Below are 12578 nucleotides of genomic sequence, written 5' to 3'. Positions count from 1 at the left end.
GGTCAGTTGTGGGCACAACTCAACCTCAAGAGATAGCATGAGCCTTTCTATTCGTAACAGGCAGAGCCTGCCACTCATGACCACGTCCGTAGGACGTGGTTTCCCACGCTTAAATGAATTCGACCCTACAGGGGGGTGGCGTGCGCTCCCTGTAGGGCGCAATTTATTGCGCCACGCGCCCGGTGGTCGAATGAATTCGACCCTACAGGGGGGTGGCGTGCGCTCCCTGTAGGGCGCAATTTATTGCGCCACGAGCACCGGTGGTCGAATGAATTCGACCCTACAGGGGGGTGGCGTGCGCTCCCTGTAGGGCGCAATTCATTGCGCCACGCGCCCGGTGGTCGAATGAATTCGACCCTACAGGGGGGGTGGCGTGTGCTCCCTGTAGGGCGCAATTCATTGCGCCACGCACCCGGTGGTCGAATGAATTCGACCCTACAGGGGGGTGGCGTGCGCTCCCTGTAGGGCGCAATTCATTGCGCCACGAGCACCGGGGTCGAATGAATTCGACCCTACAGGGGGGAGCTGGGGTCAATCCCGCCAGGCACTGGGGTCGATGTCGAGGTCGCTGTAATCCTCGGGCCGCAGCCGCGGCTCCGCCCCGGCGGCGAGCTGGCTGTCGTAGTCCCGCAGCAAGCGCATGCCGATGCGGAACATCCACACCAGCCCCACCAGGTTCACCAGCCCCAACAGGCCCATGGTGAAGTCGGCAAAACCAAACACGGTGACCAGGTCCTGCAGCGAGCCCCACAAAATCAGCGCCAGCACGCAGCAACGGAATACATTGAACAGCAGCTGGTTCTCCTCGCTGAAGAAGTTGAGGCTGTTTTCCCCCAGGTAGTAGTTGTACATGATCGAGCTGAAGGCGAACATCACCAGCGCCACGCTGACAAAGCCGGCACCCCATGCTCCGACGTGGCTCGCCATCGCGCCCTGGGTCAGCGCCACACCGGAGACCTCGGCGGCACCGGGCTGGTAGATATCCGACAGCAGGATGATCAGCGCGGTACAGGTACACATGATCACGGTATCGATAAACACGCTGAAGGCCTGCACAATGCCCTGGTTGGCCGGGTGCGGCACGTGGGCCACCGCGGCAACGTTGGGTGCGCTACCCAGGCCCGCTTCATTGCTGAACAGGCCCCGCTTGACCCCCTGCATCAGGGCCACGCCGAGCCCGCCGCCAACCGCCGGCTCCAGGCCAAAGGCACTCTTGACGATCAATGCCAGCATCGCCGGAATCTCGCTCAGGTTCAGCCCCAGCACGGCCAGGGCGGCCACGAAATAGCCCACCGCCATGATCGGCACCACAATCTCCGCCACCACGGCGATGCGCTTGATGCCGCCAAAAATAATACTGCCCATCAACACCACCATGGCCAGGCCGGTCATCCAGGTCGGCACGCCAAAGGAGGCTTTCATGGAAGTGGCCACCACATAGGACTGCAGGGCGTTGAAACCAAAGCCAAAGGTCACCAGAAGAAGCAGGGAGTAGATGACCGCCAGCCAGCGCTGTTTCACGCCGTGGCTCAGGTAGTAGGCGGGACCACCGCGGTAGTTGCCGTCGGGCTCCCGCCGCTTGAACAGCTGGGCCAGGGAACACTCGAAGAAACTGGTGGCCATGCCCATCAGCCCGATAAGCCACATCCAGAAGATCGCGCCCGGCCCACCCAGGGTGATGGCCACCGCGACGCCGGCGATATTACCGCTGCCGACCCGTCCGGCCACACTCACTACCAGGGCCTGGAAGGAGCTGATGTGCCCCTTCTCGTGATGCAGGCCGCCGCGCAACACCGAAAACATGTGGCCAAAATAGCGAAATTGCACGGCGCGGGACGCCACCGTGTACAGCAGGCCCACCGCCACCAGTACCACGACCAGCACCTGGCCCCACAAAAAATCATTCAGTGCCGCCAGCATGCCGGGCTCCCTATCGGTTTAAGTTGCGAACGCTGCTCAGCCCTTGATGCCGAGCACGAAAATAATGGCCAGGGCCGGAGGTACCACGAAGCGAATCAGGAAATGCCACAGCGCGTAACCCGCATGGTTCAAGGTGGTCAATTCATCCCGGCTGAAGGCGCGCTTGACGCCCCAGCCGGCAAACATCGCGATGAACAGGCCGCCCAGTGGCAGCAGGATCTGGTTGGAGAAGAAATCCATGGTGTCGTTGAAGTTCTTGCCACCAAAATTGAACGTGCTGAGGACGTTGTAGGAGAGAATACTCAGGATGCTCAGCAGGGCGACGGCGCCAACCACGACCATCGCGCTGCGGTGGCGGGTATAGCCAAACCGCCCCTCGACCCAGGCGTTGACGCTTTCGATCAATCCCACCAGCGAGGTTATCCCCGCCACCGCCAGCATGGTGAAGAACAACACACTGAACAGGTGGCCGCCGGGCATCTGGGCAAAGGCCACCGGCAGGGTCTGGAAAATCAGCCCGGCGCCGGCGGCGGGGTCCAGGCCGTAGTTGAACACCGCGGGAAAGATCACCAGGCCCGCGAGAATCGCCACCAGGGTATCGGCGAAGACGATGATCAGCACCGACTGGGTAATGGATATGTCGCGCGGCAGGTAGGAACCGTAGGTCATCATGCCGCCCATGGCCACGCCGATGGAGAAGAAAGCCTGGCCGATCGCGGCCAGCACGGCTTCCGGCCCGATCTTGCTGAAGTCGGGGGTAAACAGCCACTCGACCGCGGCGCCGAAGCCGCCGGCGAAGTAGTTATAACCCGCCAGCCCCAGCAGCAGCACGAACATCAGCGGCATCATCACACTCACCGCCCGCTCGATCCCGTCCTTGACCCCGGAAAAAATGATGACCCCGCAAATCAGCAGGCCGATCACCGTCCAGAACAGCATGCCGGCGTTATCGTTGAGCACCCCGGTGAATTCCGCGCTGGCGACACCTGCGTCGACACCGACAAAACCCGTGGAAATGGCCTTGAACAGGTACCACAGCACCCAGCCCACCACGCCGGCGTAGACGATGGCGATGGTGAACGCGGCCAGCAGTCCCATGCCGCCCACCCACTGCCAGTGGCGGCTGCGGCCGCTCTCGGCGGCCACGGAAGCCATGGCTTCCGTGGGACTGCCCTGCCCCCGGCGCCCGATCATCAGTTCCGCCATCAGGATGGGCACGCCAATACCGAAGGCGCAGACCAGGTAGATTATGACAAAGGCGGCCCCCCCGTTCTCGCCGGTAACGTAGGGGAAGCGCCAGATATTGCCCAGACCGACGGCGAAGCCCACCGAAGCCATGAGAAATGCGAATCGGGAGGACCAGTGCTCCCCGCCGGCTGTTGCCATATTGTGAAACTCCAGGATGTTCTTATTGAGGCCCCTTGGCGGGCCGCTCTTATCCGGCATTCGCCGATGCCGGGTTATGGGTGCGCAGTCTACAACAAAACCGCGGCCGAATTCAGTCGCCGATGGGCCGCGTGACCCGCGCCAACCAGCGGCGCTCGGGTTCGTCGAGCAGGGGGCCAACCGTGTCCATGACCCGCTGGTGGTAGCTGTCCAGCCATTCGCGCTCCCGCGCATCGAGCAGTTCGGGCCACAGCAGGCGCCGGTCGAAGGGCGCCAGGGTCAGGGCGTCGAAGCACAGCATGGGCGTTTCCAGGCCGTCCTCCACCTCCTGCACCACAACCAGGTTCTCGCAGCGGATGCCAAAGGCACCGTCGCGGTAGTAGCCCGGTTCGTTGCTGAGGATCATGCCGGGGCGCAGGGCGGTATCGCTCCAGCTTTTGGAGATACGCTGTGGACCCTCGTGCACGCTGAGAAAGGCGCCCACGCCGTGCCCGGTGCCGTGGTCGTAGTCGAAACCGGCCCGCCATAGGAACTGGCGCGCGATGGCATCCAGGTGGGTGCCGGTGGTGCCGCGGGGAAAGCGCGCCCTATCCAGGGCGATGTGCCCCTTGAGTACCAGGGTAAACAGGCGCCGCACTTCGGGCCCGGGGTCGCCGATGGCCACCGTGCGGGTAATGTCGGTGGTGCCGTCGATGTACTGGGCGCCGCTGTCGACCAGGTAGACCGTGTTCATGACCAGACGACCGGGCTGTGCGGCGTTCTCGTGATTGTAGTGGCACATGGCGGCGTTGCCGGCAGCCGCGGAAATGGTGTCGAAGGAGCTGCCGTGGAAATGCTCGCCAGCGGCGCGGTAGGCGTAGAGCTGGTCCGCCAGTTCCGCCTCGTCGTGCAGGCGCCCGGCCTCCACCTCGGCGTCCAGCCAGGCCAGGAAGCGCGCCATCGCCACCGCGTCGCGCAGGTGGGCGCGGCGCGCGCCGGCCACTTCGCGCGCGTTCTTGCAGGCCTTGGGGATCAGCACCGGGTCGCTGCCCGCGACCAGCTCCGCGCCCGCCGCCTGTAGCGCCAACTGGGTCCAGGCGTTGGCCTGGGCGGGGTCCGCCAGGACCTTGCACCCGGCCAGGTCGGCCGCGTGGGCGATAAAGCTCTCCTCGCCGACAACACGTACCCCCTCGCCGACGTGGGCGGCAAAGCCCTCCGGCAGGCGACGCGCATCGGCATACAGGGTCATGTCACCACCCGCCCATAGCAGGGCAAAACCCTGCAACACCGGCAGGTTGGGCACGTCGGTACCGCGCACGTTGAGCAACCAGCTGACCGCGTCCGGCGCGAAGACGAGCGCTGCCCGGGCCCCCGCCGCGGATACATCGGCCGCGATTCGCGCGCGCTTGCCGGCGCTGGATTCACCGCTGTACTGCTCGGCCAGCAGCAACGCGGTACCGATCTCCGGCGACGGGCGATCTTCCCAGGCCCGGTCCACCAGGTTGTCGGCATCCTCCACCAGCCGCATGCCCGCGGCCTCAAGCAGCGCCGCGCTGGCCCGATACCACTGTAGGCTATGCAGGCGCGGGTCGCAGGCCACGGTGGCGCCATCCGGCAGCTGTCCGGCGAGCCAGCGGATATGGGGCTCGTCCACCAGGTGGCGGACCTCGAACTGCCCGGCGTCCACTTGCTGCCTCACCTGCACGGTGTAGCGGCCATCCACGAAAATGGCCGCCGCGTCCGCCAGCACCACCGCCACCCCGGCGGAGCCGGTGAAGCCGGTAAGCCAGCGCAGGCGTTCATTGTGGGCCGGGATGTACTCCCCCAGGGACTCGTCCGTCCGGGGCACCAGAAAAGCGTCGTAGCCACGCTCGGCCATCAGCCCGCGCAACGCGCCCAGTCGTGTTGCCGTTGTACTCATAACTCGGGGTCCAGTCTTTTTCCGCGACGACAGTGTAGCGGAATCCCCCCTCTCACCCCGCCATCATCTCGAAATCGGACTTGGCGATGCCGCAATCCGGGCACTCCCAGTCCTCGGGAACATCCTCCCAGCGGGTGCCCGCGGGAATACCGTCGTCGGGCAGGCCCTCGGCCTCGTCGTAGATAAAGCCGCAGATCATGCACTCGAACTTACGGTAGGGTGCATCAGACATGTATTGCCTCCGTTAACAGGGTCACTTCAAGGCGCCGGTAACGCGCCGCTCAATCGCAGCCGGAAGGCCTCGCCCTCCGGTCGCGCCATCAGCGAAAGGGCCCTGGCCAGGGCCGGATCGAGACCGTGCTCGCCGCCGATACGCACATCCACCACGTAGTCGAGGCCGTCCAGACGCACACTGCCCGCCGCCCGCACGGGCCCGTCCAGGGTCAGCACCTCGCCGACCAGGGCATCGCCGGCCCCGGGCTGCTCGAATTCCACCGCGTAACTGCCCAGCGGCAGGCGCATCTGCGGCGTGGCCCAGCTGCCATGTTCCCACACCAGGCGGCCCTCGGCGCCAGCGGGCAAGCCATCGCGCAAGCGCAGGCGGGAGGCCATCAGGGCGAAGCGTCCATCCACCGCCACCGGCGCCAATTGCCGCAGCAGGCTGGCATCGATGCGGGCGTCGACGTCCCGCAGGCCGAGATCACCGGCACCATGCAGCGTGGCCCGCGCCGAAATATGCTGCTCGCCCCACTGGCTGTCGAAGTCCACCGAGGGCGCCAGCCACAACAGCGACAGCGGGCGCAGCCGCCACTCCACGCGACCCAATTGCAGGTACCCCGCCGGCGTATTCAGCAGGCAGCGGCTGGCGGTGCCGTGCCAGATCGAACCGCTCAGGCCCTGCATCTGTAGTTGCCCCGGGGGCAGCAACGCGGGCAGCAGGCGGGCCGGGGCGGCCGCCGCCAGCGCCAGTAAAAACACCAACAACAGCGCCCCGAAGGTCATCCAACGCCGCACGCGACTATTCTCCCTGACCGAGTCGAACGGTGGCGTTGACCCTGCCGGCGCGGCCGGACTGAGTAATGGAAACCTCGCGCACCAACAGCGCCTGGCCGTACTCCACCTCGTGCAGCCAGGCCATCAGCGCGCCGAATTCGGCGCCTTCGAAGCGCACCTGGATCTCACCGCGGCTGTTCGGCTGCAGGCGGCTCACCGCCAGGCCTGCGGCGCCGGTGGTGCGATTGACCACCGAGGCCAGGTTGCGCCGCGTCGTCGCGCCCCCGCCACTCTCGCGCAGGGCGAGGATTTCCGACACCATGGCGTCCACCCGCTGCAGCGACACCGTCACCGCCTGGTTGCGCGTCTGCATCTCTGCGCGGCGGTTTTCCAGCGGCGACCACAGCAGCATGTACAGGGCGTACAGGGCCAGGGCCACCGCCAGCGCCAGCAGGCTCAACTGCTCGCGGGCGTTGAAACGCTCGAACCACTGTCTCATGACCGGGCCCCCACGCGGATACGCGCCCGCACACCGTCGCTCTGGGCGCTGCTGCTCTCCATGGTCGCCACCAGGCCGCTGGCGTTGATCCCCGAGCGCACCCGCTCCACGCTTTCAAAATCCGGCGCCACGATGTTCATGCGCATGTCGCCGCCGCGGTCGTTGTAGTTGATGCTGCCGACCAGGGTCCCCGGCTCGCCGTCCAATACCTCGCCCACGCGATCCATCAGCGACACAAAGCCGCCGCTGCGGGCGGTGCCGCGCAGGGAGTCGAGCTGCCGCTGCAGTTGTTTTTCGGGATCCACCACCGCGCCCTGGGGGTAGGCCTGGCGGTAGCTGGCCTCCCGGGCCGCGCGCAGGGCCAGGTTTTCCGCCGCCAGCGCGCGGTAGTCCAGCCAGGTGGCCAGCAGTTGCAGGCAAAACACCGCGGCGAACACGCTGGCCACCAGGCGCCACTCCCGCCACCAACGCGTCAGCGGCAAGCGAGGGGCAAATTCGCCCTGGCGCAGGTTCAGCGCGGGGAGTTCCCGCACCAGCATCAGCGCGCTGCATAGATTACCGCGCCGCCACTGCACGCGCTCGCGCAACGCCTCCGGCAGCAGCGCGCTGTCCGCGGCCTGGTCGGCGCCGTAGACGATCACCGTGTCGGGTTCGCCGTCGCGGATCGCCGCCGCCAGTAACAGGGGCAGCATCCCGCGCTCGCAACCCAGGCCCTCGGCGGCGCCGGTGCGCAGCACCGCGCGCTCGCCCTCCAACAGCAGGCACCACTCCCCCGGCTGCCACGGCAGCAACAGGGGCTCGGGCACCCAGGCGGGCACCGGGCCCAGCGGTTCCAGCAGGGCCTGCCATTGGGCCATCGCCGAGCGCCGGCAAAGCGCGACACCGTACTGCAATTTGTCCTGCTCCGCGACGGCGAAGTGCAGGTCGTCGATATCCTCGGCGACGGCCTCTTCCAGCATGAAGGGCAGGGATTGCGCCAGGTGCTTTTTCTCCTGGGCGGTAACGGTGAGCTGCAACAGCCGGACCTCCGCCGCCGGCGCCGCGAAGCACAGGCCCCAGCGCTGGCGCGCCAGGTCCTCGCGCAGGGCCTGCACGGCGCTGTCGCTGTCGAGCATGCGGGGCTGCTCCCCGGCGCCCGGGGGGTAGCAGGCCAGTTGGCCGTCGACGGGCCGCAATACGGCGATATTGTGCAAAACCGGTTCTCTCCCAATCCGTTTAATGACCGCGCACGTCGGGCACGGGTGCCGCGGGTTCGCGTGTCGCGCCCATCGATTACAGCTCGCCGGTGGATCGCGCCACCGCCTCGATATGGCGCTGGCTGCGGTGCAGCACACTGTACAAGCGCGTTTCGCGGTCGGCAACTTCCACCAGGGCGCCGAGCAGGAACCAGGACGAGCTTTCCCCCAGAGTATTCTTGAGGCCGCCTGTTGGCCGCTCGTCGCCCAATGCCAGCTGATCGATAAATGCCTGTGTATCGGCAAAGGGCGCGTCCTCGCGCAGCTCTACCAGACTGTCCGCCACCGCGGCGTCCAGGGGCCTGAGGTCGTCGTCGGCGTTTAGCGCCCGCAGCACGCCCGCCGGCGCGGTGTGAATATTCAGTGTACCGCCACCCTCGGGCCACACGGTGACCAGGGGGGCCAGCCGCGCATAGAGCTGTGGCGTCATATGGGCCACTGCCCGCAATTCAGTGACGCTGGCGAAGGGACGGTTGGCGGCTCGGTAAGCCGGGGTCTGGCCGTAATAGTAATCGTCCTCGGCGCCGTACATACGCGGCACACTGCCCCGGTCCATCCAGTCCAGCACCGCCTCCAGCACCACAATGGCCTCCTGCTGGCTGAGGGCGGGCTCCTCGAAGGACTGCAACAAGCGAATGAACTGGGCCTGGTGAGCGGTGTATTTTTGCGCAGGGCCACCCTCGCCCCCTTCACCACCTTCGCCTCCCTCACCCCCTTCGTCCCCGGACTGCCGGCCGCCGTCCAGGTTGTTGAGGTTGAAGCGCCCCTGCAAATCCTCCAGGTAAACGAAGGTGCCGTTTCCCTCGGGGTCCGGCTTTAGCCCGCGCATGAACGCCCCGGTGTCCTCCAAGGGGTAGGGCGGCACGCCCTGGGCCCAGATTTCCGCCAGGTCGTCGCGCTGCTGGTCCTTGGTTTCGTCGATATCGTGGTCCGCCACCAACGCCAGGCTGGCCAGGTCCTCCGCCGCGCGCAGGAAGGTATAGCTCTGCTCGGCGAGGAAACTATTGCTGCCGCGCTGGTAAAACAGCTCGAAGTCACTCTTCATCGCCACGATCAAGGCCGCGCAGATGCCGAACACCATCAGTGCGATCACCAGCGCCGCCCCGGACTCGCGCCGGGGGACCCGGGGGCCACTACAGCGGCGGCAGGACATACAGCCTCCTCAGCTCGCCCCAGTCATCCAGATCCAGGGTGATTTCCAGGGCCACCGGGGGGTCCAGCCGCGCCCCCGGGTCGGAGGTATTCGCCACCCAGTTTTCCGGCCAGCCGCGAGTGTCCACCTCGATGCCTCGCCCCCCCGGATTGAGGGCGCCGACGTCGGCGAGAAAGGCCAGGCGCAAGTCCACGACACCATCCAGCAGGCGCACCCGCAGGGGCTCGGTGTCCCCCGCGCGATCGAGTACCGGGTAGGTCTCCCGCCACAGGGCCTCGTCCTCGAGGACATAGTTGACCCGCTGCAGCGCGCTGCGCGGGTGGCCGTTGGGGTTGTGCCAGCCGCGACGGGTAAAACTCAACAGGAAACGCGCCGCGCGTCCGCCCTGGAGGGCCGGCTCGATATCGCCGAACTCGTCCCGGACCGGGCGGTCGGCGAAGGCCCGCAGGTCGCGGGACAGGAACATCAACGCCCGGTTCACCTCCCAGGTGCGCTCGGCCTGGGCGCGGGAACTCTCCACTCCGGTGATCACCGTGGACAGGCCGGTGTAGGCCGCCGCCGCGATCACCGCGGATATCGCCAGGGCGATCAACACCTCGATCAGTGTGAAGCCCGCGGCGGAGCCCGCGGCGAAGCCTACGGCATGCCCCCGGCACCTAGCTCCCCTCACCGGCACCCTCCCCGCCCGGGGCCTCGATTTCCGCCGACAGGTAAGCTACCAGGGTATACAGCGCCGGTCCCTGCCGCCGGTCCTCCCCCGGCCGTACCGCGATCTCCACCCGCTGGAAGGACTGCATGGTCGTGCCGCGGGTGCTGATCTGCCAGGACCACTGACGGCCCGCGAGCTCGGCATTGCCGCTCTCGCTGCCGCTGAGCAAGTTCTGCCGGGCCTGGCTTACCAGGCGAATCTCCGCCAGTTTGTTGGCGGCCACCACCTGGGCCAGGGATTTGTCGCGCAGGTGCTCGGTACCATCCACCTGCTGGTAGAGAGACATCACCAGCGCCGGCAGCGCCAGGGCCACCACCGCCAGCGCGACCATCACTTCCACCAGGGTAAAACCCCGGTTACCGGCCTCAGGCGTCATCGTCATCGATACCGCGTTCGCCCCGGGGCAGCAATTCACCGCGCCCGAGCAGGTCCCATTCCAGCCGCCACAGCAGGCGCCCATCCGCTCGCAGGCGCACGTCGATGGCGCCGGGGGTGACCTCGCCGCTGGCGTAGTAGATCACCTGTGGCGTGGCGGTGGCCGGGTCGTCCAGTACCGGCACCTCACTGTCCACCCGGCCTTCCAGTTGCAGGTCGAGCTCCACCCGCGACGGCAGATCGCGCTCGGCGAACACCTCGCGCCCGCTCGCGGGCGCGCGCCAGCCCTCCTGCCGCCGCTCGCGCCAGCCATAGCGGTACACCACCTCGCCGCCCACATCCACCCGCTGCAGTAGCAGACCGTAGTCGCGGCCCGTCATCTGCGCCTCGTCGGCGGCGAAACTGCCGGTGTCGGCGAGGCCGCGCAGACGGGATTCCAGTTCCAGGTCGGCGCCGCCGGAGCCGAGGTTGAGGGTGGCCAGGGAGGTGACCAGCACGATCACGAACAGGGCGACCAGCAGCTCCAGAAGGCTGAAGCCGCGGGCCTTGGAGTGGGGAGCCCGGTCGAATGAATGACCCGAAAAAGAGGGGCCGGCTGTCGACCCTACAAAAGCGGGTGGTGGCAGGCATTGGCCGTGTAGGGCCGGATTTATCCGGCCTTGGTCATGGAGATGGTCGAATGAATTCGACCCTACAGGGGGGCCGTGCCGCGAAAACATGGGGGCTTAGTCTTCGTCCTTCCAGTTGCCCAGGTCGGCGTTCTGGCCCTCGCCGCCGGACAGACCGTCGGCGCCCAGGGTGTAGATATCGACCTCGCCGCGCTCCCCCGGGCTCATGTACAGGTAGGGCTGGCCCCAGGGGTCCTCGGGCACTTCCGCCAGGTAGCCGCCGTCCTTGAAATTGCGCGGTTCCGGCGCCAGGGTGCTGGGCTCCACCAGCGCCTGCAGGCCCTGCTCGGTGGTGGGGTACATGTAGTTGTCCAGCCGGTAGATCTTCAGCGCGGTCTCGATGGACTTGAAGTCGGCGTAGACCTTCTGCACCCGCGCCTCGTCCGCCCGGTTCAGCACGGTGGGCGCCACCACGCTGATCAGCAGGCCCATGATTACCAGCACCACGAGGATTTCCACCAGGGAGAAACCCCTGCCGCGCGATGCCATTTCGTGTCTTGTCATAGCTCTATCTCACCATTGTGTTCAGGTCGAATATCGGTAGCAGGATGGCGAGCACGATGATCAGCACCATCACCCCCATCACCACCACCAGCAACGGTTCCAGCAGGCTCATCATGGTGCCCAGGGTCATCTCCAGTTCCCGCTCCTGGTTGGTCGCCGAGCGCTGCAGCATGGTTTCCAGCTCGCCGCTGGTTTCACCGGAAGCCACCATGTGCACCATCATCGGCGGGAAGCGACCGCTCTCGCGCAGGGCGCGGTTCAGGCTGCTGCCCTCCTGCACCCGCTCCGCCACGACGACGCTGTCCTCGCGCAATACCAGATTGGTCAACACCTGCCCGGCAATGCGCAACGACTCCAGCAGCGGCACGCCGCTGGCCATCAGGATACTGAGAGTGGAGGCGAAACGCGCGGTGTCCATGGCGATCACCAGGCGGGAAATGCCCGGGATGCGCAGCTGTATGCGGTGCCAGCGCTTGCGCCGCGCCGGGTTGCGCAGCAGGCGTCGCAGGCCCACCGCCAGCGCCGCCAGCCCCAGCAATAACCACAGGGCGTAGTCGCGGAAAAAGTCCGAGGTGGCGATCAGGCCGCGGGTGAGCAGCGGCAGCTCGCGCTTGGAGTGGGCGAAGATACCCACCAGCTCCGGCACCACGAACACCATCAAAGCCACCACCACGGCGATGGCCACCCCGACCAGGATAAAGGGGTAGATCATCGCCATTTTCAGTTTCTGGGCGGTGTACTGGCGCTGCTCGTTGTAATCCGCCAGCTGTTCCAGCACCGGCCCCAGGTAACCGGCGTGCTCGCCGGCATTGACCATGGCCCGGTACATGTCGTTGAACACCGCCGGGAACTCGCCCATGGCGTAGGCCAGGGTGTGCCCCTCCGCCACCCGCGAGCGCACCTGCAACAACAGGCCCTTGGTGCGCGCCTTGCGGCTCTGCTCCGCCGCCGCCTGCAGGCACTCGTCCAGGGGCAGGTTGGACTGCACCAGGGTGGCGAGCTGCCGCGTGACCAGGGCCAGCTCGGAGGCGCTGATACGCGGCTGCAGGAAAGGCAGGCGAAAGCGCGGCGCGTTGGCCGCCTGGCGGGTGGCCGCGGCCACTTCCACCGGACGCAGCTTCTGGCCGCGCAACTGCTGGCGCACCTGGCGCTCGGAGTCGCCCTCGAGCACCCCCTTGACCAGCTTGCCGCCGGGGTTCAGTGCCTTGTAGCGATAGGCTGTCACGGTATCCGCCT

The 12578-nt window shown here is 66.7% G+C and carries 13 protein-coding genes; all 13 read right to left on the bottom strand.

Translation table 11 applies throughout. The features are described 5' to 3' along the window. Window positions 1-531 precede the first annotated feature (531 nt). Window positions 532-1920: an alanine/glycine:cation symporter family protein gene (locus JYP50_RS02490; protein WP_206558857.1), complete on the bottom strand. Its 1389-nt coding sequence runs from the start codon at window positions 1918-1920 to the stop codon at window positions 532-534. 36 nt (window positions 1921-1956) lie between these two features. Then, window positions 1957-3306: a sodium-dependent transporter gene (locus JYP50_RS02485; protein WP_206558856.1), complete on the bottom strand. Its 1350-nt coding sequence runs from the start codon at window positions 3304-3306 to the stop codon at window positions 1957-1959. Between the two features lie 112 nt (window positions 3307-3418). Continuing rightward, window positions 3419-5206, bottom strand: coding sequence for an aminopeptidase P family protein (locus JYP50_RS02480; RefSeq protein ID WP_206558855.1), 1788 nt, complete (start codon window positions 5204-5206; stop codon window positions 3419-3421). 52 nt (window positions 5207-5258) lie between these two features. Further along, the gene (locus JYP50_RS02475) at window positions 5259-5438 is read right to left on the bottom strand and encodes a rubredoxin (RefSeq protein ID WP_206558854.1); all 180 of its coding nucleotides are present in this window, start codon (window positions 5436-5438) and stop codon (window positions 5259-5261) included. A 26-nt stretch (window positions 5439-5464) separates the two neighbouring features. Then, on the bottom strand, window positions 5465-6220 hold the full coding sequence (locus tag JYP50_RS02470) for a type II secretion system protein N (RefSeq protein ID WP_206558853.1): 756 nt from the start codon (window positions 6218-6220) through the stop codon (window positions 5465-5467). A gap of 4 nt (window positions 6221-6224) precedes the next feature. Next, window positions 6225-6698: a type II secretion system protein GspM gene (gene gspM, locus JYP50_RS02465; protein WP_206558852.1), complete on the bottom strand. Its 474-nt coding sequence runs from the start codon at window positions 6696-6698 to the stop codon at window positions 6225-6227. Next, complete coding sequence (gene gspL, locus JYP50_RS02460; protein ID WP_206558851.1) at window positions 6695-7891, bottom strand: type II secretion system protein GspL; 1197 nt, start codon at window positions 7889-7891, stop codon at window positions 6695-6697. Before gspL ends, gspM begins: the two co-directional genes overlap by 4 nt. Before the next feature lie 79 nt (window positions 7892-7970). Beyond that, window positions 7971-9086, bottom strand: coding sequence for a type II secretion system minor pseudopilin GspK (gene gspK, locus JYP50_RS02455; RefSeq protein ID WP_206558850.1), 1116 nt, complete (start codon window positions 9084-9086; stop codon window positions 7971-7973). Next, window positions 9067-9756, bottom strand: coding sequence for a type II secretion system minor pseudopilin GspJ (gspJ, locus tag JYP50_RS02450; RefSeq protein ID WP_206558849.1), 690 nt, complete (start codon window positions 9754-9756; stop codon window positions 9067-9069). Before gspJ ends, gspK begins: the two co-directional genes overlap by 20 nt. Beyond that, window positions 9743-10177, bottom strand: a complete 435-nt coding sequence (gene gspI, locus JYP50_RS02445; protein WP_241262698.1) for a type II secretion system minor pseudopilin GspI — start codon at window positions 10175-10177, stop codon at window positions 9743-9745. Before gspI ends, gspJ begins: the two co-directional genes overlap by 14 nt. Continuing rightward, window positions 10161-10889, bottom strand: a complete 729-nt coding sequence (locus tag JYP50_RS02440; RefSeq protein ID WP_206558848.1) for a prepilin-type N-terminal cleavage/methylation domain-containing protein — start codon at window positions 10887-10889, stop codon at window positions 10161-10163. Before JYP50_RS02440 ends, gspI begins: the two co-directional genes overlap by 17 nt. Window positions 10890-10895: 6 nt before the next feature. Then, on the bottom strand, window positions 10896-11342 hold the full coding sequence (gene gspG, locus JYP50_RS02435) for a type II secretion system major pseudopilin GspG (protein WP_241262697.1): 447 nt from the start codon (window positions 11340-11342) through the stop codon (window positions 10896-10898). A gap of 4 nt (window positions 11343-11346) precedes the next feature. Further along, on the bottom strand, window positions 11347-12567 hold the full coding sequence (gene gspF / locus JYP50_RS02430; RefSeq protein WP_206558847.1) for a type II secretion system inner membrane protein GspF: 1221 nt from the start codon (window positions 12565-12567) through the stop codon (window positions 11347-11349). Between the last annotated feature and the right edge of the window lie 11 nt (window positions 12568-12578).

The organism is Parahaliea mediterranea, from assembly GCF_017255185.1.
Taxonomy (GTDB): Bacteria; Pseudomonadota; Gammaproteobacteria; order Pseudomonadales; family Halieaceae; genus JAFKCZ01.
Note: the sequence above shows the minus strand (reverse complement) of the source record. Positions and strands in the feature narration are given on the sequence as shown.